The 22,065-nt window shown below is 72.4% G+C and carries 22 protein-coding genes and 2 pseudogenes; 15 read left to right on the top strand and 9 right to left on the bottom strand.

Going from position 1 to position 22,065, the window contains the following annotated elements; all coding sequences use genetic code 11:
* Positions 1 to 44 precede the first annotated feature (44 nt).
* The 4 genes and pseudogenes from AQJ64_RS40150 to AQJ64_RS40135 all read left to right on the top strand — a co-directional run.
* The gene (locus AQJ64_RS40150) at positions 45 to 605 is read left to right on the top strand and encodes a phage tail protein (RefSeq protein WP_059203439.1); all 561 of its coding nucleotides are present in this window, start codon (positions 45 to 47) and stop codon (positions 603 to 605) included.
* Positions 602 to 1,990: an NADase-type glycan-binding domain-containing protein gene (locus AQJ64_RS40145; protein ID WP_059203438.1), complete on the top strand. Its 1,389-nt coding sequence runs from the start codon at positions 602 to 604 to the stop codon at positions 1,988 to 1,990. Before AQJ64_RS40150 ends, AQJ64_RS40145 begins: the two co-directional genes overlap by 4 nt.
* Before the next feature lie 112 nt (positions 1,991 to 2,102).
* Positions 2,103 to 2,582 carry a GtrA family protein gene (locus tag AQJ64_RS40140; RefSeq protein WP_055638452.1) on the top strand — a complete coding sequence of 160 codons (480 nt, stop codon included), beginning with the start codon at positions 2,103 to 2,105 and terminating at the stop codon, positions 2,580 to 2,582.
* 230 nt (positions 2,583 to 2,812) lie between these two features.
* Positions 2,813 to 3,334 (top strand): annotated as a pseudogene (locus AQJ64_RS40135) (XRE family transcriptional regulator); the annotation flags it as partial.
* A 9-nt stretch (positions 3,335 to 3,343) separates the two neighbouring features.
* Here the strand turns inward: AQJ64_RS40135 and AQJ64_RS40130 are convergent.
* Entirely contained in the window at positions 3,344 to 4,225 is an 882-nt protein-coding gene (locus AQJ64_RS40130) for a helix-turn-helix transcriptional regulator (protein WP_055638453.1), read from the bottom strand.
* Between the two features lie 131 nt (positions 4,226 to 4,356).
* Here AQJ64_RS40130 and AQJ64_RS40125 point away from each other — a divergent pair, with 131 nt between their 5' ends.
* Positions 4,357 to 4,572 carry a tautomerase family protein gene (locus AQJ64_RS40125; RefSeq protein ID WP_055638454.1) on the top strand — a complete coding sequence of 72 codons (216 nt, stop codon included), beginning with the start codon at positions 4,357 to 4,359 and terminating at the stop codon, positions 4,570 to 4,572.
* 7 nt (positions 4,573 to 4,579) lie between these two features.
* Here AQJ64_RS40125 and AQJ64_RS40120 read toward each other — a convergent pair whose 3' ends face one another.
* Positions 4,580 to 5,512, bottom strand: coding sequence for a LysR family transcriptional regulator (locus AQJ64_RS40120; protein ID WP_055638455.1), 933 nt, complete (start codon positions 5,510 to 5,512; stop codon positions 4,580 to 4,582).
* A 102-nt stretch (positions 5,513 to 5,614) separates the two neighbouring features.
* Between AQJ64_RS40120 and AQJ64_RS40115 the strand changes: the two genes are divergently transcribed.
* Entirely contained in the window at positions 5,615 to 6,850 is a 1,236-nt protein-coding gene (locus AQJ64_RS40115; protein WP_059203437.1) for a cysteine desulfurase-like protein, read from the top strand.
* Here AQJ64_RS40115 and AQJ64_RS40110 read toward each other — a convergent pair.
* Positions 6,819 to 7,121, bottom strand: a complete 303-nt coding sequence (locus AQJ64_RS40110; protein ID WP_107120647.1) for a hypothetical protein — start codon at positions 7,119 to 7,121, stop codon at positions 6,819 to 6,821. The genes AQJ64_RS40115 and AQJ64_RS40110 overlap by 32 nt on opposite strands.
* Before the next feature lie 83 nt (positions 7,122 to 7,204).
* Positions 7,205 to 7,489 (bottom strand): annotated as a pseudogene (locus AQJ64_RS40105) (MarR family winged helix-turn-helix transcriptional regulator); the annotation flags it as partial.
* On the opposite strand from AQJ64_RS40105, the gene AQJ64_RS40100 reads away from it, so the two are divergent.
* Complete coding sequence (locus AQJ64_RS40100; protein WP_079062222.1) at positions 7,489 to 8,613, top strand: sensor histidine kinase; 1,125 nt, start codon at positions 7,489 to 7,491, stop codon at positions 8,611 to 8,613. The pseudogene AQJ64_RS40105 and the gene AQJ64_RS40100 overlap by 1 nt on opposite strands.
* Before the next feature lie 218 nt (positions 8,614 to 8,831).
* Here AQJ64_RS40100 and AQJ64_RS40095 read toward each other — a convergent pair whose 3' ends face one another.
* The 4 genes from AQJ64_RS40095 to AQJ64_RS40080 form a co-directional block, all read right to left on the bottom strand.
* The gene (locus tag AQJ64_RS40095; protein WP_397802564.1) at positions 8,832 to 10,244 is read right to left on the bottom strand and encodes an LCP family protein; all 1,413 of its coding nucleotides are present in this window, start codon (positions 10,242 to 10,244) and stop codon (positions 8,832 to 8,834) included.
* Between the two features lie 254 nt (positions 10,245 to 10,498).
* The gene (locus AQJ64_RS40090) at positions 10,499 to 10,972 is read right to left on the bottom strand and encodes a carboxymuconolactone decarboxylase family protein (RefSeq protein ID WP_055635004.1); all 474 of its coding nucleotides are present in this window, start codon (positions 10,970 to 10,972) and stop codon (positions 10,499 to 10,501) included.
* Positions 10,973 to 11,243: 271 nt separating this feature from the next.
* The gene (locus AQJ64_RS40085) at positions 11,244 to 12,956 is read right to left on the bottom strand and encodes a lysyl oxidase family protein (protein ID WP_167738984.1); all 1,713 of its coding nucleotides are present in this window, start codon (positions 12,954 to 12,956) and stop codon (positions 11,244 to 11,246) included.
* A 196-nt stretch (positions 12,957 to 13,152) separates the two neighbouring features.
* Positions 13,153 to 14,031 carry a zinc metalloprotease gene (locus tag AQJ64_RS40080; RefSeq protein ID WP_079062219.1) on the bottom strand — a complete coding sequence of 293 codons (879 nt, stop codon included), beginning with the start codon at positions 14,029 to 14,031 and terminating at the stop codon, positions 13,153 to 13,155.
* Positions 14,032 to 14,136: 105 nt separating this feature from the next.
* On the opposite strand from AQJ64_RS40080, the gene AQJ64_RS40075 reads away from it, so the two are divergent.
* The 4 genes from AQJ64_RS40075 (at position 14,137) to AQJ64_RS40060 (ending at position 16,889) form a co-directional block, all read left to right on the top strand.
* Complete coding sequence (locus tag AQJ64_RS40075) at positions 14,137 to 14,640, top strand: GNAT family N-acetyltransferase (protein ID WP_055635003.1); 504 nt, start codon at positions 14,137 to 14,139, stop codon at positions 14,638 to 14,640.
* Positions 14,641 to 14,686: 46 nt separating this feature from the next.
* Positions 14,687 to 15,700, top strand: coding sequence for a glycoside hydrolase family 26 protein (locus AQJ64_RS40070; RefSeq protein ID WP_055635005.1), 1,014 nt, complete (start codon positions 14,687 to 14,689; stop codon positions 15,698 to 15,700).
* A 63-nt stretch (positions 15,701 to 15,763) separates the two neighbouring features.
* Positions 15,764 to 16,369 (top strand): M23 family metallopeptidase, encoded by a 606-nt coding sequence (locus AQJ64_RS40065; RefSeq protein WP_055635002.1) that lies wholly within the window; start codon positions 15,764 to 15,766, stop codon positions 16,367 to 16,369.
* A 43-nt stretch (positions 16,370 to 16,412) separates the two neighbouring features.
* Positions 16,413 to 16,889 carry a GNAT family N-acetyltransferase gene (locus tag AQJ64_RS40060; RefSeq protein ID WP_055635001.1) on the top strand — a complete coding sequence of 159 codons (477 nt, stop codon included), beginning with the start codon at positions 16,413 to 16,415 and terminating at the stop codon, positions 16,887 to 16,889.
* Between the two features lie 239 nt (positions 16,890 to 17,128).
* On the opposite strand, the gene AQJ64_RS40055 is transcribed toward AQJ64_RS40060, so the two are convergent.
* Positions 17,129 to 19,420, bottom strand: a complete 2,292-nt coding sequence (locus AQJ64_RS40055) for a LuxR C-terminal-related transcriptional regulator (RefSeq protein WP_059203436.1) — start codon at positions 19,418 to 19,420, stop codon at positions 17,129 to 17,131.
* Between the two features lie 183 nt (positions 19,421 to 19,603).
* Between AQJ64_RS40055 and AQJ64_RS40050 the strand changes: the two genes are divergently transcribed.
* From AQJ64_RS40050 to AQJ64_RS40035, 4 genes are all read left to right on the top strand, one after another.
* A complete protein-coding gene (locus tag AQJ64_RS40050) occupies positions 19,604 to 19,792 on the top strand; it encodes a hypothetical protein (protein WP_055637915.1) in 189 nt (62 codons plus the stop codon).
* A 103-nt stretch (positions 19,793 to 19,895) separates the two neighbouring features.
* Positions 19,896 to 20,423: an FxLYD domain-containing protein gene (locus tag AQJ64_RS40045; RefSeq protein ID WP_055637916.1), complete on the top strand. Its 528-nt coding sequence runs from the start codon at positions 19,896 to 19,898 to the stop codon at positions 20,421 to 20,423.
* Between the two features lie 234 nt (positions 20,424 to 20,657).
* Positions 20,658 to 21,704: a M4 family metallopeptidase gene (locus AQJ64_RS40040; protein ID WP_055637917.1), complete on the top strand. Its 1,047-nt coding sequence runs from the start codon at positions 20,658 to 20,660 to the stop codon at positions 21,702 to 21,704.
* Between the two features lie 12 nt (positions 21,705 to 21,716).
* On the top strand, positions 21,717 to 21,992 hold the full coding sequence (locus AQJ64_RS40035) for a protealysin inhibitor emfourin (RefSeq protein WP_055637918.1): 276 nt from the start codon (positions 21,717 to 21,719) through the stop codon (positions 21,990 to 21,992).
* Positions 21,993 to 22,065 lie beyond the last annotated feature (73 nt).

The following is a 22,065-nucleotide window of genomic DNA, read 5'->3' as shown; positions in this document are numbered from 1 at the left end:
GCGCAGTTCCCCGCGCCCCCTGAGGGTGTTGCAGGAGGCGCCGGATGAGAGGTTCCGTCGACGGGCTCGGGTCCTCCGCGCCGATCGGGGCGATGCTGCCCGCCGTGTTCGCGGACGACGATCTCGCGCAGCGGTTCGTGGGCGGGCTGGACGACGTGCTGGCGCCCATCCTCAATGTCCTGGACTGTCTGCCCGCCTACTTCGACCCGGCGCTCGCCCCGGTCGACTTCACCCGCTGGCTGGCGGGCTGGGTCGGCGCGGAGACCGACGGTACGGAACCGGAGCCGAGGCTGCGGGCCGCCGTCGCCGCGGCCGCGTATCTGCACCGGGTGCGCGGCACCCGCCGGGGGCTGGCCGAGGCCGTCCGGCTGGCGTTCGGTGTGGAGCCGGAGATCGAGGAGAGCGGCGGCTCGGCGTGGAGCGCCCGCCCCCTCGGGCCCTTCCCCGGCGACGCCCGCCCCCACCTCCACGTCACCGTCCGTCTGCCCGACCCCGGCCCGGCGGACGAGCACCGCCTGGACGCCCTCGTGGCCGCCGCCCGCCCCGCCCACATGCCCTACACGGTCAAGGTGACCGTCGCCGAAAGGACCCCGGAGAGAAGATGACCACCCAGAACTGCGCCGAGTGCGGCACCCGGGCGGAACTCGGCCAGTCCTTCTGCGACGCGTGCGGGGCCGTACTGAGCTGGACGGACCGCGACCGTGACCGGGCCCCGGCGAGGGCCGGGACGGCGGGCGCGGGTGCCGCCGCGGCGTCGTCGGCGTCCTCCGCCACGACGGCGGCGGCACCGTCGTCCTCGGCCCGCACCCGTGACGAGGCCGGCCGGGCCGAGGACGGCGAGGACGAGGACCGCGCCCCGGCAGGCCCGACGGCCGACGACCGGTCCCGCGAGCCCCGCACGACCGGCGACTCGGACCACGACGAAGACGGCGACGGAACCGCCGGCGGGACCGACGAGGACGACGAGGACGACGAGGACACGACCGAGACCCCCCTCCCGCCCCTCCCCCCGACGACAGACACCACGTCCGCCGCCGCCACCCCCGACACCGACGGAACGGCGCCCACCACCCCCACCCCCGCCCTGGGCGACACGATGGCGGCGCGGGCCCGTTCGCTGCTGGTCCCTGTCGCCGATCCGGAGGAGCCCGCGCCCGCGCCCCCGTCCGTGGCGCCGGTGCTGCCCGGCGTCCCGGTGGCGGACCGGCCGCAGGTCCGCGCGCCCGGTCCGGTGCAGGGTGAGCTGAACGGCATCGCCTGCCCGTGGTGCGCGACGCCGAACCGGCCCGACCGGCACTACTGCTCGCGCTGCGCGATGCCGATGACCCTGGAGGACCGCTCCTCGATCCGGCTGCCGTGGTGGCGGCGGCTGTTCGGGCGGGGTGGCGAGACACCGTGGGCAGGGGACCGCCCGCGTCTGCGCCGGACGTTCGACCGGATCCTCACCTGGGTGATGGCCGCGGTCGTCCTCACGCTGCTGATCACCGCCGGGGTGAAGGCGCCGGACGCGATCCAGGCGACCAAGGACCACTTCGCGAAGCGCGCGGCGGTGTCGCCGGACACGTACGCGGCCTCCCGCTCCTACCCCGGTCACAAGCCCGACCTGGCCTTCGACAAGATCAACAACAGCTGGTGGGGTCCGGGTGTCTCGCAGTCGGGCGAGGGCGAGTGGATCGAGGCCCGCTTCAACGAGCCGACCCGGCTGCTCGACCTGGTCATCACGCCGGGCACCTCGACCCGCGCCGAGCAGCTCACCGAGTCGGCCCTGCCGCACCGCGTCAAGGCGGCGATCACCCTGAAGGACGGCACCACGGCGACCCGCGAACTGGTCCTCGACCAGCAGGCGGGCGGCCAGCGCCGCGCCTTCCGCGTCGGCGAGGTCACCAAGGTCCGCTTCACGATCGAGTCGGCGTACGGGGCGTCGGCGAGCAAGCAGGTGGCGATAGCGGAGATCGAGTTCTTCGGCCCGTCGAGCGCGAACGGGTCGTAGGCGGACGCCGGGGAGGGCCGGCCGCGGGAGGGCACCGCAGCCGGCCCTTTCTCTCGGTCCGATATTCCTTGCGTAACTCAAGCAATAGATTTATAGTTGCCTGAGTTAAGCAATGGAAGTGCCTCGATCCGACCCGTCCGCTGCGGAAGGACCCCCCGTGTTCGCCTCCTTCATCCGCTTCGTCGCCTTCGGCGGCGGCACCGGAGTCCTGTGCAGCCTCGCGGTCCCGACGCTGGCCACCCTGATGCCGTGGACCCTGGCGAACGCGCTGATCACGATCGCCTCGACCCTCCTGTGCACCGAACTCCACGCCCGCTACACATTCCGCACCGGCGGCCGGGCGGGCTGGCGCCGCCACTGGCAGTCGGCGGGCTCGGCGGCGGCGGCCTACGCGGCCACGAGCATCGCGGTCCTCACCCTGCACGCGATCGAGGCGTCCCCCGGCCTGCTGACGGAACAGCTCGTCTACCTGAGCGCTTCCGCCCTGGCCGGCATCGGCCGCTTCCTGATCCTGCGCCTGATGGTCTTCACGACGGTGGAGCCCCCGGCCCCCTCGGCCCTTGTACGGCGCCCGGCCTTGGTGACGGCATAACAGCCACCTGCCCTTGTGCCGCTACCTCCGGTGTTCCGCCCAAGCCCGCGCCGCCGCATGCAGTCGATGCGTCCACTCCTCGGGCCGGTCGGCTCCGGCGATCGCCTCCCACTGCCGCCGCTGGGCTTCGGCGAAAACGTCGAGGTGGGCTGTCGGAGCGGCGGACCAAGCGGGATGCCGTGCGGCCAGGCTCTCGGCATCCACGACGCCGTGGCCCGAGGCGATCAGCCGCCCGCGTCAGCGATGACGGTCAGGGCGGTCACGACCTCAAGGACTCACCGGTGGGCATCCCGATCCGTGCAGGCGCGCCTAACGCTCAGACCGCGCCCCGCAGCAATCACGCCGGCGTATGGCTGAGCACCTACGAGTACGTCTCCAGCGGCCGGGACGAACAGGTCTTCACCGGAAAGCACCACGTCGTCCTGCTCCAGCACGGCAACCGGCTCACCGGCCGCAGCCTGCCGAGCGGCTCACTCAACCCGGACAGCCCGCTGACCCTCGATCTCCAGATCGACGGCAACACGGTGACGGGCACCTGGGTGGAACAGACGGCGCCGGACGGGTACTACCGCGGCGCCCGCTACTTCGGCGCACTCCAGATGCTCGTCGAGCCCACGGGACGGCGCATGGCCGGCAAGTGGGTCGGCTTCGGCAAGGACTTCGACGTCAACACGGGTCCCTGGGAACTGCGGCTCATGGACACCTCGACGACGAAGGCCACCCTGGACAGCTACAACCGGCCACCGGAGTAGCGGACGCGTTCAACGCCTCTCCGGCGACCGGGCGCTCACCCGTGGACCTGGTTCGACCATGTCCTGTGTGCCGATCACCGAGAGCAGGCTCAGCTGGGCCGCGCCCTCCGTGCCGGGCGGGGCGCCGAACCACAGAAGGCGTTGGCGGCCGTCCTCGCTGAACAGGCTGTGGCAGTCCAGCTCGATCACGCCCAGGGCGGGATGGACGATGCGCTTGTGGTCGGTGCGCCGGAGGGCGACGTCGTGGGTGTCCCAGAGCGTGCTGAACTCCCGGCTGCGTCGGCGCAGTACGGCCACCATCCGGCGCACCTCGGGGTCGCCGCCGCGCCGGGCCGCGACCGCCTGGAGGTCGGCGACGAAGACCCGGGAGTGGTGGGGGTGGTCCTCGGGCGGATACAGGCTCCGGGCCGCGGGATCGGTGAACCAGCGGTGGACGAAGCTCGCCTCGGGACCGCGCAGTGCCGAGGTCCGGCCGACGAGTGCGGCGGCCAGCGGATTCTGTACGAGGGTTTCGTGCAGGTCGGTGATGACCTGGGCGGGTGTGGCGGTGAGCTGGTCCAGGAGTGCGAGCAGACCGGGCTGGACATGCGCGGTGGGACCGTGCGCCCCCGGCGGGACCGGCCGGTCGGCGAGGTGGAACAGATGGTCGCGTTCGTCGCCGTTCAGCCGGAGCGCCCGGGCCAGCGCGGCGAGCACCTGGGCCGAGGGCTGGGCGCCGCGTCCGCGTTCCAGCTCGGTGTAGTAGTCCGCCGACAGCCCGGCCAGCCGGGCCACCTCCTCGCGTCGCAGACCGGGCACCCGGCGCCGCGGACCGGTGGGCAGTCCTACGTCCGGCGGGCGGATCCGATCGCGCCGGGACTTGAGGTACGCGGCAAGTGCGGAGTGGTTCACGCCTCCATCGTCGCGGCACCGGCGGACGCGAACCAGGGGACGGCAACCCCAGGGTGGGAACAGCCCTGGCCGGTGCGGGCCCGCCACACCACGCTGAAGCCGCGAAAGCCCAGGGAAGAAGGAGCACCACCATGCCGTTCGCGAACTTCAAGGTCCCCGCCGGAACCCTCGACGAGAAGCAGAAGGAGACCATCGTCACCCGGACCACCGAGCTGTACGTCGAGATCTACGGCGAACGTGCCCGGCCCAACACCATGGTCCTGGTCGAGGAGGTCACCGACGGCGGCTGGGGCATCGGCGGCACCGTACTGACCCTGGCCATGCTCCAGCAGCCCACCGAGGACTGAAGCCCGTCTACGCCCGCGCGCCGCGCAACGCCTCCGCCAGCAGCGCCAGCAACTCCTCGACCACCGGATGCCGGACGCCCGGTCGGCTCACGGCCAGGATCTCGCGGTGGAGCGGTGCGGCCTCGGGCGGGAGGGCGACCCGTTCCACGCGGGGCCGGTCGCCGCCCTCGCCGAGGAGCGTCGCCGGGATCAGGCCCACCGCCAGGCCCGCGCCGATCATGGCCAGCATGCTGTGCAGGTCCTCGGTCTCCAGGGTCACCTCGGGAGAGATGCCCAGCTCCCCGGCCCAGCGGTGGAGCAGGCGGCGGTCGGGACTGCGGGCGTGGCCCGAGGTCCATTCCATGGCCAGGCAGTCCGCCAGCTGCCACGGGCGGGCGTCCGGGCGTGGGCCCGCGACGAGGACCAGGGGCTCGTGACCGAGGGAGGTGACGTTCCAGTCGGCGGAGGGGGTCGGCGGGTCCTCGGGCAGGTAGCGGTAGGCGATGAGCAGGTCGAGGTCTCCCGAGGTGACCCTCGGCAGCCCCTCGTGGGTCTCCACGATCACGAGACGGATCCGGGCGCCCCGGCGGCGGGGGCGGAGCGCGGCCAGCACGCCGGGGAGCAGGTGGCTCATCGCGCTGGGGTAGGCGCCGACGCGGAGTTCGGCGATGTCCCGGTCGGCGATACGGGCGGCTGCGTCCTGGAAGCGGGCGGTCGCCTCGAACAGCCTCCGCGCCGCCTGCGCGAGCGCGCGCCCGGCCGCCGTCAGGATCAGCCGGCTGCCCGGACGGCGGACCAGCAGCTCCACGCCCAGGTCCCGCTCCAGCGCGGCGATGTGCTGGGACACCGCGGAGGGGACGTAACCGAGGGCCGCCGCGGCCTCGGCCATGGAGCCTCGGTCCACCACGGCCAGGAAGGTGGACAGGAGCTTCAGATCCGGCTGGGACCTCAAGGACTTCATAAACCGTGAACTCTCCCTTCTCGATCCATCGCTTTACGTGTCCAAGGATCAAGTGTCAGAGTCTGGAAAGCCCGCTGGAAGAACTCTCCGAAAGCCGAGGCCATGGCCATCGACCTGACCGCCCTCCGGGCCCACTTCCCCTCCCTCGACGGGGGCCTCGCCTTCTTCGACGGTCCCGGTGGCACCCAGACGCCCCGCCCCGTCGCCGACGCGATCGCCGCGACCCTGACCGGCCCCCTGTCCAACCGGGGCACCGTCAGCCCGTCCGAGCTGAACGCCGAGCGCGCCGTCACGGAGTTCCGCGCCGCCTACGCCGACCTGCTCGGCGTACCCGCGGGCGGTGTCGTGCACGGACGCAGCGCCACTCAGCTCACCTACGACTTCTCCCGCCACCTGGCCAAGGACTGGCGGGCCGGCGACGAGATCGTCCTCAGCCGGCTGGACCACGACTGCAACGTCCGCCCCTGGGTCCAGGCCGCCGAGCGCGCCGGGGTCAGCGTGCGCTGGATCGAGGTCGACGCCGGGACGGCGGAGCTGGACCTCGGCTCGTTCGAGCGGGCGCTGTCGTCCCGGACGCGGCTGGTCGCGGTCACGGCGGCCTCGAACGTGCTGGGCACCAAGCCGCCCCTCCGCCGGATCGCCGATCTGGCGCACGAGGCCGGTGCCCTGGTGTACGTGGACGGCGTGCACTACGCCGCGCACCACCTGGTGGACGTCCCCGCGCTCGGCGCCGACCTGTTCGTCTGCTCGCCGTACAAGTTCCTCGGACCGCACTGCGGGGTGCTCGGGGGAGCACCCGAGCTGCTCGCGTCCCTGCGCCCGGACAAGCTTCTGCCCTCCCCCGACACCGTCCCGGAGCGCTTCGAGTTCGGCACGCTGCCCTACGAGATCCTGGCGGGCGCCACCGCCGCCGTGGACTTCCTCGCCGCGCTGGACCCGGGCGGCCAGGGCGCCACGCGCAGGGAGCGGCTGACCCATTCGCTGGGCGCCCTGCACGAGCACGAACTGGTGCTGCGCACCCGGCTGGAGGACGGGCTGCGCGCCCTGGGCGACGCCGTCACCGTGCACTCGGTCGCGGCCGACCGCACCCCGACGCTCCTGATGTCCCTCGAAGGCCGCGACGCCCGCGAGGCCCAGTACCACCTGGCCGCCCGCGACGTCCTGGCCCCGGCCGGCTCCTTCTACGCGTACGAGCCCTTCACCGCCCTGAAGCTCCAGGACCCGGCCCTTCGGGTCGGTCTGGCGCCCTACAACACCACCGAGGAGGTGGAGCGGCTCCTCGACGGTCTCGCCTCCTTCCTCGGCCTCACTGGAGCCACCGCGCCCACCCGGACGTGAAGAGACACGTCCGGCGTCCCGCGTCCCGGCCCCGGACGCCGCGCGGGTGTACGACGGTCAGGGTCAGCAGGAACAGGGCGGCGAAGGCGCCGGCCACCAGGGCGCCGGTGGCCGGGCGGACGAGCAGGCCTGCGAGCGCGCTCGCGAAGACGACGGTCCCCAGGCCGGGATGCGCATCGGACGGCTCGGCCCGCAGCAGCTCGCGCAGCGCGCCCCGGGTCGTGCTCAGGTCGGCCTCGTACCGTCGCCGCGCCGCCTCCTGATCGGCCACGCGGCCCTCCGGCCACTCGTGCGGTCCCACCCGGCCATCACCCCCACCGGCCGTCCGCCCCCGGGCGGGGGGCCGTGAACCTCTCAGGCCCCCTCCACCGCCGCCTCCGCGTGCGTCACGAAGTCGCTCACCAACCGCTCGAAGAGCGAGGCCAGCCGGTGCAGGTCGTCCGGCTCCCAGTCGGTGAGGGCCGCCTCCATGCCGCGCAGGCCCGCGGCGCGGATACGCCGAACGGCGGTGCGGCCGGTGTCGGTGAGGCGGATGAGCTGGGCGCGGCGGTCCTCCGGATCGGGGACCCGGGTGACGTAGCCGGCCTTCTCCAGCTGCCTGAGCTGCCGGGTGACATGGGAGGCCTCGACGGAGCAGCGTGATCACCTTCCCGGGCCGGGAACCCGCCGTCCCCTGGTGGCCCGGTGTCCTCCTCGCCGCCGTCGCCTGCGCCGCGCTGGTTCAGCGCCGTACGCATCCACGCCGTACCGTCCTCCTCACCCTCGGCTGCGCGGTGGCCGCGTCCGCGCTCGGATACCTGCTGACCGTGCTGCTGCCGGCACCCCTGATGCTCGCCCTGTACGCGCTGGCCGCCGCCACCGACCGCCGGACCGCGAACACCTTCGCCCTCGTCGCCGTCGCGCTGCTGATCGGCACCGGACTGCTCGCCGGGCCGCCCGGCGAACCCCTGGTCCTCAAGCTGCTCGGGCCCGCCGCCTGGCTGCTGCTGCCGACCTCGCTCGGCACGGTGAACCGGCTGCGCGCCGCGTATCCGGACGCCGTACAGGCCCGGGCCGACCACGCCGAGCGGACCCGGGAGGAGGAGGCGCGGCGCCGGGTCGCCGAGGAGCGGATGCGGATCGCCCGCGATCTGCACGACGTCGTCGCCCACCATCTCGTCCTGGCCAACCTCCAGGCGGGCGCCGTGGCCCGGCAGTTGCCCGGCCGGCCGGAGGAGGCCGCCCGGCTCACCGCCGAGCTGGCCGGCACCACCGCCTCGGCGCTGCGCGAACTCAAGGCGACGGTGGGACTGTTGCGGGAGGCGGGTGCGGATCCCGGACCCCGCCCGGCCGCCACGCCCACCCCGGGTCTCGCCCACCTCCCGCAGCTCGCCGCCTCCTTCCGGGGCGCCGGGCTCGAGGTCACCGTCAGCACCGAGGGCGACCCCCGCCCGCTCACCGCCGGCGCCGACCTCACGGCGTACCGGATCGTGCAGGAGGCCCTCACCAACGTCACCAAGCACGCGGCCGTCGGCACGGCGGACGTACGGCTCGTCTACGCCGACGACCGGCTGGCCGTCATGGTCACCGACGGCGGAGGGAAGCCGCCGGCCGGGGGCGGTGGCGGCTACGGGATCGTCGGGATGCGGGAGCGGGCCCGTTCGGCGGGCGGACGCGTACGGACGGGGCATCGGCCCGGCGGCGGCTTCGAGGTCGTCACCGAACTGCCCCTGCGGGAAAGGAGAGCGAAGGAGGGGGAAACGAACGAGTCCCACCCCGTCTGACACGGGATGGGACTCGTCATCGGAGCGCCGGGCAGGCCTTGCACCTGCATTTCCCCGCAGGAAGCGGGGCGTCTTTCCTTGGACCACCAACGCAGAGGTCGTTCACCGTTTTTGTTTCCCGGTGACCGGCTCGAGATCAACTTTACCCCATCTCAGGGGTTCCTGTGACCACCGATGATCAGCCGACCGACCGCTCAACCGACCGCCCAACCGACCGCTCAGGCGACGTCCTCGACCTTCAGGTCCGGCCCCACGACGACCGTGACCACGCCGGCCGTCGCCGAGGCGTCCTGCACCGCACGGGCGTTCGGGATCCGTGAGGCGAGTGCGGCGGCCTGGCGTTCCAGTCCCGCCGGGTAGGTGACGGTGGTCTTCGTGACCGCCGAGGGCGCGTTGCCGGTGCTCGCGAGGCTGTAGCCGGCCCCGGTGAGCCGCTCGGCCACGGCCGCCGCCCGGCCACCGATGCCGGTGCCGTTGAGGACCTGGAACTTCACCGAGGACGCGTACACCACGTCCTTCTTCGCGGCCTCCACCTGCGCCTTGGTGACCTCCTTGTCCTGGGCCAGGGAGGTGAACAGCTCGGCGGCCTGCGGGTACTGCCAGACGACGTTCGCCTTGTCGGTGGGCTGGTCGGCCTCCCGCCCGTAGTTGGGCACGGTGACGAAGCTCAGCCGGTCGCTGTCGATGCCCTTCAGTTCGTTCGCCAGCCCGTACAGCGGCTCGATGCCGGCCAGATCGGAGTCGGCGGTGAGGGACTTGGTGACGGACTGGAGGAAGCCGTACATCGCGTCGGCGTCCGTGAGCTTGGACTTGGCCTTCTTCGCCATGGCGTCCATGAACTCCTGCTGACGGCCGATGCGTCCGATGTCGGAGCCGTCGCCCACGCTGTAACGGGTGCGGACGTAACCGAGGGCCTTCTCGCCCTTGATCGTCTGGCAGCCCGCCTCCAGGTCCAGATGGGCCTTCTCGTCGTGGATGGCCGCCTCGGGACAGACCTCGATGCCCTCCAGCGCGTCGACCATGCCCTTGAAGCCGGAGAAGTCGATCGACATGAAGTGGTCGATGCGCAGGCCGGTGTTGGCCTCGATGGTCTTGATGCTGCACGCGGCGGCCCCGGCGACCTCCCCGCCGCTGCCGCCGATCGCGAACGCCTCGTTGATCTTGAAGTGGTGGGGGGAGGACGTCCCCCCGCCGCCCTTCTCGCAGGAAGGTATCTCCACCCAGGAGTCCCGCGGGAAGGAGACGACCGAGGCCCACTCGCGGTCGGCGGGGATGTGCAGCACCATCAGCGTGTCCGACTGCATGGTGGTCAGGTCCTTGCCGTACTTGGCGTTGGCGCCGTCCCGGCTGTCGGACCCCACGAGCAGGATGTTCTTCGAGCCCGGGCTGAGGTTCTCGGGCCGGTCCTCACCGAGCTTGCCGTCGACGTCGGCCCGTCCGATGTTGTTGTTGAGGTCCTGGTAGATCCAGGCCCCGACGCCGCCGACCGCGAGGACGACCACGGCGGTCACCCCGCCGCCCCAGGCGACGATCCGCCCGCGCCGGGTCAGCCTCGTACGGCCGCCACCGCCTCTGTTCCCCCGGCCGGCCGACTCCATCGGGGCATGCCCACGCCTTCTCGTTCCGCTCATCGGCGCCCGTCCCTCCGCATCGGCCGTTCCACCCCGTACACCGTGCTCGGGTCGCCGGCGTGGTCACCGCCGAACGCCGGAACACTACACGCAGGTAGGAATACGTCCGGCGAGCACAGACGTCTCAGGAGACTCGCACAACGGCCCAACGGTTGCCCTCACACACGGATCAGACGGCTCATCAGGCCACCCGGGGGCGCGGCGCCCCGCACCACGCCCCCGCACCCTCCGCCCCGCCCCGCCCCGCCCCTCCCTCAGCCGAACATGCCCGGCCGGTAGTCGCCCGCCGGCTGCTGGACGACGACGTTGAGGCGGTTGTAGGCGTTGATCAGGGCGATCAGGGAGACGAGGGCGGCGAGCTGGTCCTCGTCGTAGTGCTTGGCGGCGTTCTCCCAGGCCGCGTCCGTGACGCCGCCCGCCGCGTCGGCGATACGGGTGCCCTGCTCGGTCAGCTCCAGGGCGGCCCGCTCGGCCTCGGTGAAGACCTTGGCCTCCCTCCAGGCCGCGACCAGGTACAGGCGCTGGGCGGTCTCGCCGGCGTGGGCGGCGTCCTTGCTGTGCATGTCGGTGCAGAAGCCGCAGCCGTTGATCTGGCTGGCGCGGAGCTTCACCAGCTCCTGGGTCGCCGCCGGCAGGGTGGAGTCGGCGATCACCTTGCCGGCCGAGTTGATGTACCGGGTGAACTTGCCGGCGACCGGGTTGGCGAAGAGGTTGAGGCGCGCGTCCATGGTGATCTCCTCGTGAGCTTGCTCTCGGCTGGTTACACCTCTCTGACGGAACACCCCGGACGAGTGTGACCGCCCTTGATGTGACCTGCGTCACCTGGGTCGCGGGGCCCGCCTCTGCTCCAGGTCTGCGCGTACGGCGGGCCTGACCGCGTCGGCCGTGGATCCGCGCCGCGAGCCGCCAGGGCAGCAGAGCGTCGAGCGCCCCGTCCGCCCCGTCCGCCGAGGCGGGCCGGGGCGGACGGGGCGCGGTAGGGCGACCGGTCGTAGGGGACTACGGCGCGTTGATCAGGTCGTACGGCGGGGTCTTGACCGTGCGGTGACCGGGCGTGCCGCCCAGGATGACCTTGCGGTAGGAGATGTTGTTGTTGACGTTGGTCTCCTTCAGGCGCTTGGCCGGGTTGGCGACCACCTGGATGTAGTACGTCCCGTTGGCCAGGTCGGTGATGTCGAAGGACTGGCCCGGACGGTACTGGGTGTAGGTGTCACCGGAGCCGACGTCGAGGACCTCGCGGACGGAGATGGAGCTCTTCTGGCCGCAGGCGGTGGACAGGTCGGTGTTGTACGGGTGCCAGTTGGCGTTCTTCACCGTGTAGTCGACCGCGTCGGTGTTGGCGAGGCAGAAGGCCTCCTTGCCGCTCTTGACGATGTCGGTCTTGTCGGCGGAGAGCAGGTGGTAGCTGGCGAAGTCGGTGAAGTGCCAGTGCTCGTGGCCGATCCGCGGGTCCCACTCCATGGTGCCGGCGGGGGTGTAGCCGATCTGCTTGCCCTTGGCGTCGTAGAAGTACTGGTACGAGTCCATCAGGTCGGCGCCCGGCTTGCGGAAGCCGTCCACGACGAGCGGCGCGGGGCCGGCGTTCCAGACGTTGGCGCTGAAGGCGAGGTAGTCGCGGCCGGCGGCGTCGCCGTCCTCGCCGTCGGTGATGGCGATGTCCCAGGCGGGCAGCGACCGCAGGTCCGGCTTGGGCGCGTTGGCGGGAACGGCCGCGCGTCCGCTGGGCCGCTTGCTGTTGGCCTTGAGCGCGGGCGCGATGCGCGAGCCGTCGGTGTGGCCGGAGCCGTCGCCCAGGTGGTGGGCGAGACCGCGGTCCTCGAGGGCGTGCGAGAGGGCGGAGGGCACGGGCGCGTCGGCGCCGCGCGGCCCGTAGTGGTGCCCGGCACCGGCCATGGCGCCGTGGTCCATGCCGGCCATACCGCTGTGGTCCATGCCGGCCATGTCGTGGGACATGGACCCGCGGGTCAGTCCGACCCCGCCGCCTTCCCCGCCCCCGTCGGTGTTCTGCCGGACGGTCACCTTGATGGTCGGCGAGTCGTTCGGGATCCCGAAGAGATCCCGGTACTTCTTCGCGATCGACACCTTGGCCGTGTACTCACCGGCCGCCAGGTCCACCGGGTGGTCGTAGTCCTGGGTGGTGGTGTTGGCCGCCCAGCCCTTCTCCACACCCCACACCGAGCCGAGTGTGAACGGGTTGGTGGGGCAGCTCTCCGGATAGTGCGAGGTGGCGGGCGCGTCGGGGCGCAGCCGTCCGGAGGCGTTGTTCGGACAGAAGGTGCTCTTGATCTTCTTCACCTCCGTCCCGGCGCTGTTCTTCACGGAGATCTCCAGGAAGTCCGGCAGCCCCTTGAAGTCCTTGACGAGCCCGGCGGGCAGCTTCTTCGTCGTCACCCTCGACCCGTTGCGCAGGATCTGCTGCACGACGACCGGGTCCTTGTACGACTTGCGCGTGGTCTTGAACTCCAGCGGCGCGTTGTCGACGGTCAGATAGGTGCCGAGGTCGAAGTCGAGCTGGAAGCCCCCGTCCCACTCGTACCGGTCGAGCGTCACCGCCTTCGACGCGGCGATCAGCTTCAGCTTCGGCTTCCCTGCGGTGCTCTGCGGCGCCGCACCGGCGCCGGGGGCGGCCCCGGCGACGGCGACGACGGTGAGCGCGGCCCCCGCGGCGAACGCGCCGCGCTTGAGGCCCTTGCGGTGTTGCGATCTGGTCATCGGTTCCTCGTCTGCGAGTGCCATGGTCACTGGCATCGGACAGGCCAGCCCACATCCCCGGCCCGGACACACACGGGCACACCCCACGCACCCACGGGCCGAGGACTGTGAGCACTCTGTGAGAGAGGTAAAGGGCGGGTCAGGGTTGCCTGTTGCCGAGGAATAGATGACGGAACATCACGCGGCGCCGGGTCGCTCAGAGGCCGTAACGGCTCTTCAGGTGGCGCCAGAAGTCCCGGAGCATCCACTTGTCGAAGTCGGTGATCCGGGTGGCGGTGCCGGCGTTCATCAGGAAGCAGCACTGGCCGGTGGGGGTCCAGTCGTAGAAGTCGTCGAGGCCGAAGGTGTGGCCTACCTCGTGGAGGTAGATGTGGATGTCCTCCTGGCCGAGGGCGGAGGTGAAGTACTCCTGGCCGACGCGCTGGCCCCAGTCACCGCCGGCGCCGCCCTGGAAGCCCTTGGTGAGCCAGAGGGACTGGTCGTAGTGGCGGGCGGTGCCGCCGGGGCAGCGGGAGTAGTTGCCGTCCTGGTGGAAGAAGCGGCCGCAGTCGGGGGCGCACTGCGGGGCGCCGGCCGAGTCGAGGACGTTGGTGTAGACGTCGACGGAGGTGTCGGTCCACTGGAGGGTGGAGCGGTTCTTGACCGCCCAGCCGACGATGTTCACCGGGACCGTGGTGTAGGGCCAGTTGTTGTAGGCCCGGCCGTTCTCGGTCTGGGCCGCCATCCACTTCGCGAACTGCTTCTTCAGGGCCGTGTGGATGCGGTCGCGCAGGGCGGTGCTGACGGGGGCGTCGGACTCCCAGCGGACGCAGTAGTTGATGCTGCCGCGGTTGGCCATGACCTGGTCCCAGCCGTAGTTGCGGAAGCCGTAGAGGTCGGGGTAGGTGGCGGAGACGTGGTTCCAGACCTCGTTCAGGGGCTGGACGAGGGTGCTGGGCGGGTTCCACTCGTCGGCGGCCTCGGCGCGGGGGGCCGCGACGCCGGTCGCGTGGAGGAGGGCGGCGAGGGCCGCGAGGACGGTGAACAGTCGTGCCAGGTGCCTGGGGCGCGTGCTGTGCCTGCGGTTTCTGCGCATGGTTGGCTCCTTGTGGGGGGAACGGATGCGCGTACTGGCCGTTCACTGGTCCGTTGCCGCCGACCGGCCCATCGGTTGCCGACCGCGGACTCGTAACATCCCCGCATGGCTGAGTGGAGGACGCGGCAGGCGACCGGGGCGGACCTGGAGGCCGTCGCCGAGGTGCGGGCGGCGGCGATGCGGGGGGATCTGGAGCGGCTCGGTCGGTACGACGAGCACCGGGTGCGGCAACGGCTGCGGGACGCCTGGGTGCCCGAGCACACGCTGGTCGTCGAGGAGGAGGACGGCGCGGTGGTGGGGTGTGTCGCGCTGCGGCCGGCCGAGGACGCGCACTGGCTGGAGCACTTCTATCTCGCCCCGCGGGTGCAGGGGCGGGGCATCGGGACCGCGCTGCTGAAGCGGTTGCTGGAGGACGCCGACCGTGACGGGCGGCGGGTGCGGCTCGACGTCCTGCAGGGCAGCGCCGCCCGCCGGCTGTACGAGCGGCACGGTTTCGTGTTCGAGCGGGAGGACTCCGTGGATGTCTTCCTGGTGCGGGAACCGCGTCCCCGGTACGGGTGGTTCGCGAGTGATTCCGGGTTGCCGGTGGGGGGCGGGCGGTCATCATGAACCGGTGCCCCCGTCAGCAATCCGCAGATTTCATCATCATCACCCCATCCACCTTCCTCGCCCCCTTCGCCCCTTCCTGACGCTCCTTCTGGTCACCCTCGTCCTTCTCGCCGGTCCCGCGTGCGTCCGCGACGGGGAGGGGGCGGCGGGGGTGCCCGACGGGAAGACGGCCGACGGGCCCCCGCCCTCGCCCTCGCCCTTCGGGGCCTACGTCGGCTACGGCTCGGAGGGTGTGCGGCGGGTCTCCGAGCTGGACGGCTGGCTGGGGCCGGCCACGCCCCGGGTCGGGCACGCCTATCTGGCGGGGGATCACTGGGGCCATATCGAGGGGGAGCCCGGCGATCTCCACCACTGGGCGCAGTGGCGCCGGGCCCGCGCGGACCGGCTGTTCGTGCTGAACGTGCCGATGCTGGACCGCGCGGAGGCGCATCTGTCCGACCGCAGGGTGCGCAAGCTGCTGCGCGACGGGGCGGACGGCGCGTACGACGGGCACTTCCGCACGCTGGCCCGCCGGCTGGTCTCGCTCGGCATCCCGGACACCGTGCTGGTGGTGGGCTGGGAGATGAACGGGATCACCTACACCCACCGGTGCGGGCCCGATCCCGAGGCCTGGAAGGCGTTCTGGGTGCGGATCGTGGAGACCATGCGGTCGGTGCCGGGGCAGCGGTTCCGGTTCGAGTTCGCGCCGAACCGGGGGCGGGACGCCATCCCGTGGCCGGCCTGCTACCCGGGCGACCGGTACGTCGACGTGATCGGCATGGACGCCTACGACCAGCCGCGCGGCATGTCCTTCGACGAGCAGGTCCACGAGCCGTACGGCCTCGCCGAGCACGTGCGGTTCGCGCGGGCGCACCACAAGGCGTTCTCGTACCCGGAGTGGGGGCTGTTCCGCAACGGCGACAACCCGGCGTACGTACGCGGCATGCTCACCTGGTTCGCCCGGCAGCGGCCGCTGTACCAGACGATCAGCGACTACTGTCCGCACGGGGTGTGGCAGTGCCCGGCGAATCCGAGGTCGTCGCAGGTGTACCGCAGGCTGCTGGCGGAGCCGTTCGACTGAAATCCGGCGGGTGTCCGGCGGCGCGCCCCGACCCCCGCCCGTCGCCGGTCCGATGATCACACAATGCGACGAGAACACTGCCTCGCTACGGCGACCGCCGGACTGTCGGCCCTCCTGGTCCTGCTCACCGCCGTACCGTCGGGCGCCGGAAGCGGCCCCCGCGACAGCAGCGGCGACCCGGTCGCCGTGGACCCCTCCGGCCGCACCGGCCACTGCCCCGTCGCCCGGCGCGGCCGGGAGCCCCACCACCGCACCGGCGGCCCCTGGACCGCGCCCACCCGCGGCTACTGGCTCTCGGCCGGGTACGCGGCCAAGGGCGACCGCTGGGCCCACCGCCACACCGGACAGGACTTCGCCGTCCCCACCGACACCCCCGTGTACTCCGTCGGACCGGGCACCGTCCAGGCCACCACCTGCGGCGACGGCTTCGGCAACCAGGTCGTCGTCCGGCACCCCGGCGGCTTCTTCACCCAGTACGCGCACCTCTCCCGGATCGACGTCCGCCGCGGCGACCGCGTCTTCCCCGGCACCCGGCTCGGCCTCTCCGGCGCCACCGGCAACGTCACCGGCCCCCATCTGCACTTCGAGGTACGGATGACGCCGTATCTCGGCTCGGCGGTACCGCCGCTGCCCTGGCTGCGGAAGAAGGACGTCCGGCTCGGCAGGTGAAACGCCGTGGACAGCGGCCGCGCCCCTGGCCCATGCTCCGCGCATGATCCGAGCCGCCACCGTCGACGACGTCCCCGAGATCCGCGCCCTGATCCGCGAACTCGCCGCCTACGAGAAGGCCGAGCACGAGGCCCGCGCCACCGAGGAGCAGCTCCGGGAGGCCCTGTTCGGGGAGCGGCCCGCCGCGCACGTCCTGATCGCCGAGGACGACGGCACCGGCGGGACCGTGGGCTTCGCCCTGTGGTTCCCGCGGTTCTCGACCTGGACCGGCACCCGGGCCATGCACCTGGAGGACCTCTACGTCCGTCCGCACGCGCGGGGCGCCGGCCACGGCATCGCCCTGCTCGCCGCCCTCGCGGCGACCTGTGTCCGCGAGGGCTGGGAGCGGTTCGAGTGGTGGGTGCTGGCGTGGAACGAGCCGACGGTCGACTTCTACACCTCGCTCGGGGTGGAGTTCCTCGACGAGTGGCGGATCTGCCGGCTCACCGGTGAACCGCTGGCGGCTCTCGCGGCCCGCTGAGCCTGGTGGGGGCTGCCCCGCCGACCAGGGGCAGCCCCGCGTGCCGCCGGGGGCGGGTCCGGTGCCGGACGCCTGCCATGACAGCACCGACCGAGGGTTCGGCCTGTCGGCCCCCGGCCCGTCCCGGCCCCGGGCGGCCCCACCAGGCTGCCGCGCCCACCGGGCCCCCCGCACACCGGTGGGCGGAAGATCGGTACACCTACCCCGCAGCAGACCGCCGCCGTTCCAGGTAGGTATGCCTACGGCCCCGTCACCGTCGCCGGGATCTCGGTGCGTGAGGTGATGCCCAGCTTGGCGAGGATGTGTTCGACATGGGCGTCCACCGTGCGCTTGGAGATGACGAGCCGCTCGGCGATCTCCCGGTTGGACAGCCCGCGGGCGACCAGCGCGGCGACCTCCCGCTCGCGGCGGGTGAGGGAGTCCGCCGGGCGGGTGGGGCTGCGGGGAGCGGGGGGCCGTACGGGGGCCGAGGGGCCGTCCGGCACCTCCGCGTCCGCCCGCACCGCCTCCAGCACCTCCTGTCCCGACATCCGCGCCCCCGTCTCCCGCCACCGCTCGAACGCCTCCGGGCCGAGCGCCGCCCGCACCGCCCGCTGCACCTCCTCCTGCTCCTCCACCAGCCGGGGCAGCAGCGCCACCGGATCCCCGCTCAGCCGGCGCGCGTGCTCCGCGTACCCGAGCAGCCAGCAGGCCCGGGTGTGCCGGCCGCCCCGGGCCGCGTGCCAGGCCAGACCCAGCGCGGCCAGCGCCGCCACCAGCACCTCCCCGATCTCGCTCACCGCCTCCAGGCCCCGCCGCAGACACGCCTCCCCCTCGGCGTCCTCACCGGCCAGCATGTGGATGACGCCCTTCGTCGTCACCGTCGACGCGTACAGCTGCCGCTCGCCCCACCCCTCCAGATGGGCGAGGCCCGTCGCGCACAGCTCCAGCGCGCCCGCGGGGTCCCCGAACACGGCCCGCAGCAGGGCCGCCTCGTAGTGCACGACGCCGATCCCCAGCCGGTCCCCGGAGGCGACGATCCGCAGCCGGGCCGACTCCACCTCGGCGAGCCTCTGCTCCACCGCCCCGCCGAAGGCCGTCAGCGCCCCGAGGTACGCCTGCGCCGACAGCTCCACCCGCGACTCCCCCACCCGGCGCGCCACCTCGTACGCCCGCGGGAAGCGCTCCAGCGCCGTCTCCAGATCCGCCGTCCACACCCCGAAGATCCCGGTCATCAGCAGCGCCCAGGCCCGCTCCGGACAGTCCTCCGTGACCGGCTCCAGCGCCTTGTCGATCCAGTGCCGGCCCTCCGACAGGGTGCCCGCCGCCCGCCAGTACGGCCCGAGCCGCGTCGCCAGCCACAGCGCCTCCACCGCCCGCCCCGGCGCCGCGCACCCGTACTCCAGGGCGGCCCGCACATCGGCGATCTCCTCCCGCACCGCCCGGTGCAGCGCCACCTGCGCCGGGCTGAGGAACTCGTCCCAGAACCGCCCCACCAGCCGCTCGTAGTGGGCGAAGTGCCGCTCCCGTACGGCGTCGGCGGCGCCCTCCGCCCCGGCCGGGCGCCCGGCGCCGTACTCCCGGATGGTGTCCAGCAGCCGGTAGCGCCCGCCGTCCTCCCCGATGCGCTGCACCACGGACTTGTCGACCAGCCCGATCAGCGCGCCCACCACCTCCGCGCGCGGTAACTCCCCGCCCCCGCAGACCGCTTCGGCCGCCGACAGATCGAAGGAGCCCGCGAACACCGACAGCCGCGCCCACAGCAGGCGCTCCTGCGGGGTGCACAGGTCGTAGGACCAGTCGATGGCCGTGCGCAGGGTCTGGTGCCGGGTCAGCGCGGTACGGCGGCCCCCGGTCAGCACCTCGAACCGCCGGTCCAGCCGCGTCACCAGCTCCGCGAGCGGCACCGCGCGCAGCCGTACGGCGGCCAGTTCCAGGGCGAGCGGCATGCCGTCGAGGCGGTCGACCAGGGCGAGGGTGCGATGCCGGTCGTCCTCGCCCAGGGTGGTGACGGCACCGGCCCGGAGCAGAAACAGCTCCAGCGCGTCGTCCCTGCTCAGCGGGGCGATCGGGACACAGTGCTCGCCGGGCACGTCGAGCGGCTGACGGCTGGTGGCCAGCACCGTCAGCCCCGGCGCCTCCCGCAGCAGGATGTCGCAGAGCATCGCGCAGGCGTCGACCAGATGCTCACAGGTGTCCAGCACCAGCAGCATCCGCCGCTCCCGCAGATGCTCCACCACCGCGTCCAGCGGGGTCATGCCCGGCTGCTCGGGCAGCTCCAGCACCCCGGCGAGGGTGGCCGGCACCAGTTCCGGGTCGTGCAGCGCGGACAGCTCCACCAGCCAGACGCCGTCCGCGAACCGCGCCGCCGAGGCCCCGGCCGCCCGGAGCGCCGTACGGCTCTTGCCGACACCCCCCGGGCCGACGAGCGTGACGAGCCGGAAGCGCCCCACCGCGTCCTTGATCAGGGCGAGTTCCTCGGCCCTGCCCACGAAACTGGTGATCTCCACGGGGAGTTGCCCGCCGCGCCGCTGTCCGAAGCCGAATCCCATGCCACTCCCGCACACGCTCTCCACCGATCCACCAATCAACCATCACAGCGTAAGCACATGATCGCCGAGCGTGAAGTGTGCGTAGGTGTCACCGGGGAGGACGACGGGCCTCGAAAATCCGCGCGAGGGATGAAGGCCGTGGCGGACACTGTGGATGCCACTCACGGGGGAAGGGGAGACGGATTGAGCAGACGGCGCTATGTCGCCCGGGGCGTGCCCGGCGGCTACCGCATCTGGGACAACCGGCGCCGGGGCCACTGGGGCGACTTCTACGAGCTGTGCCCGGACGACCTGCTGACCGCGCTGAACGCGGGCGCCGAGCAGGCGCGGATCGTGGAGCTGATGCGCCGGTACAAGAAGGCGCGACGCTGACCTCGCGGGTGGGGTCCGCCATCCGTCCGGGTGACCCGGCATGCGGAGCGGGCCCGCCACCCCTTCACTGGAAGGAGGCCCGGCCCGGACACCAGGAGGCGAGATGCCGCGCACCAAGGGCGTGCTGCTGACGGCGGTGGCGGTCTGCTGCGCCGTCGGCCTGACCGGCTGCTCGGACGACAACACCCCCTCGTCGGTGTCGTCCGCCGCCAGCAAGGCCGCCAGCATCGCCGCCTCCGCGGTGGAGTCGCTGGGCGGCGAGGCCACGGCGGCCGCGTCCTCCCTCGCCTCCGAGGCGGCGTCGGCGTTCGCGTCGGCCACGGCCGAGGCGGGCCGGGAACTGGACGAGATCAAGAACGGCGTCGACGTGAAGTCCGACGCGAAGCTCGGCACGCCCGGCACGGACCAGGGCCGTGCCACGGTCGACGTCACCGTCACCAACACCGCCGACTCCACGAAGTCCTTCGCCGTCCAGGTCGACTTCACCGACAGCAGCGGCAACCGCCTCGACACGGTCGTCGTCACCGTCTCCGACGTGGCCGCCGGCCGGACCGGCACGGCGACGGCCCGCAGCAACCGCGACCTGTCCGGCACGGTGAAGGCACAGGTGGCGCGGGCGGTGCGGTACTGAGACGACCCGGACACCCGGACACCCGGCAAGCACCCCCGGCACCCGGCACCCGGCACCCGCCACCTGAGGCGCCGTCACCCGCCCGGCGTGCGGGAGACCGCGCCCGGGCGCAGAATAGGACGCATGGGACTCGTTCGGCCTGCGTGAGTCACGCGGCCCCGGCTCCGGGTCCCCCCGCTGGGGACTCGTGGCCCATCACCCCTTTGAGCAAGCCCTCTTCCGAGGAGGGACCCCATGCGTCCCCCGCGCCCCGTCTGCGGCATCCTGCCGCCGTTCATCCTCGAAAAACTCACCGAGGCCGACAACCCGCACGTACGGGAGGCCGCGCACAACACGCTGGCCGTCGACGCCGACTTCCGGCAGAACCGGATCGAGACGCCCAGTCTGGTCTCCCCCGCCGCGCCCACCGAGTTCGTCCTGGACCGGACGCTGTACGACACCCACCACACCCTCGCGCTCCCCGGCGACCTGGTCCGCCGGGAGGGCGGTGACCCGTCCCTGGACGGCACGGTCAACCGCGCGTACGAGAGCCTCGGTCTGACCTTCACGCTGTACAAGGAGGCCTACGCCCGGCACTCGATCGACGACGCCAATCTGCCGCTGGACTCGACGGTCCACTACCGTCGCCGTTTCAACAACGCCTTCTGGGACGGCGAGCGGATGGTCTTCGGCGACGGTGACGCCGTCGTGTTCAACGACTTCACCATCTCGGTCGACATCATCGGCCACGAACTCACCCACGGCGTCACGCAGTACACCGCCGGTCTCGTCTACCAGGACCAGTCCGGCGCGCTCAACGAGTCGATCTCGGACGTCTTCGGCTCGCTGGTCAAGCAGTACGACCGGCACCAGACCGCCGACCAGGCCGACTGGCTGATCGGCGCGGGTCTGTTCACCCCGCAGGTGCGGGGGCAGGCGCTGCGGTCGATGAGGGAACCGGGGACCGGGTTCGACGACCCGATGCTGGGCGGCAAGGACCCGCAGCCCAGCCATATGACCCACTACGTCGAGGGCGACGCCGACAACGGCGGGGTGCACATCAACTCCGGCATCCCCAACCACGCCTTCTATCTGACCGCGGTCGCCATCGGCGGCTTCGCCTGGGAGCGGGCGGGACGCATCTGGTACGAGACGCTCACCTCCGGGCGGCTCTCCGAGAACTGCGACTTCCAGGAGTTCGCGCAGGCGACGAGGGACACGGCCGAGCGGCTCTACGGCACCCGGCTGGAGCTGGAGTCCGTGGTGAAGGCCTGGTCCGACGTGGGTCTGAGCGTCCACTGAACCGGTGGCGCCATGCACATCCGGCTGATCAGGAGCGGGGGACTGCTCGGTGTACCCCGCCGGGCCGAGGCGGACACCGCCGCCCGGCCCGACGGGGCCGCGCTCGAAAAGCTCGCGTACGAGGTCCTCACCGCGGCGGACGGGCCCTCCCCGTCCGGGCCCGGGGTGCCCGACGCCTGCCACTACACGCTGACCGTGGACGACCAGCCGCCGGTGGAGTTCACCGACCCCGGGCTGACCGACGCCCAACTCCGGCTGGTGGAACGGGTACTGGGGGAGGGGTTCTGAGGCGTCCGCCGCCCGGGGTCGAGTAGGGCGTCCCCCGCCCGCTGAGTACCCGTACTCAGGAGACTTCGCCCCG

It is taken from the genome of Streptomyces griseoruber, from assembly GCF_001514205.1.
GTDB lineage: Bacteria > Actinomycetota > Actinomycetes > Streptomycetales > Streptomycetaceae > Streptomyces > Streptomyces griseoruber.
This window is presented reverse-complemented; position numbering and strand designations above follow the sequence as displayed.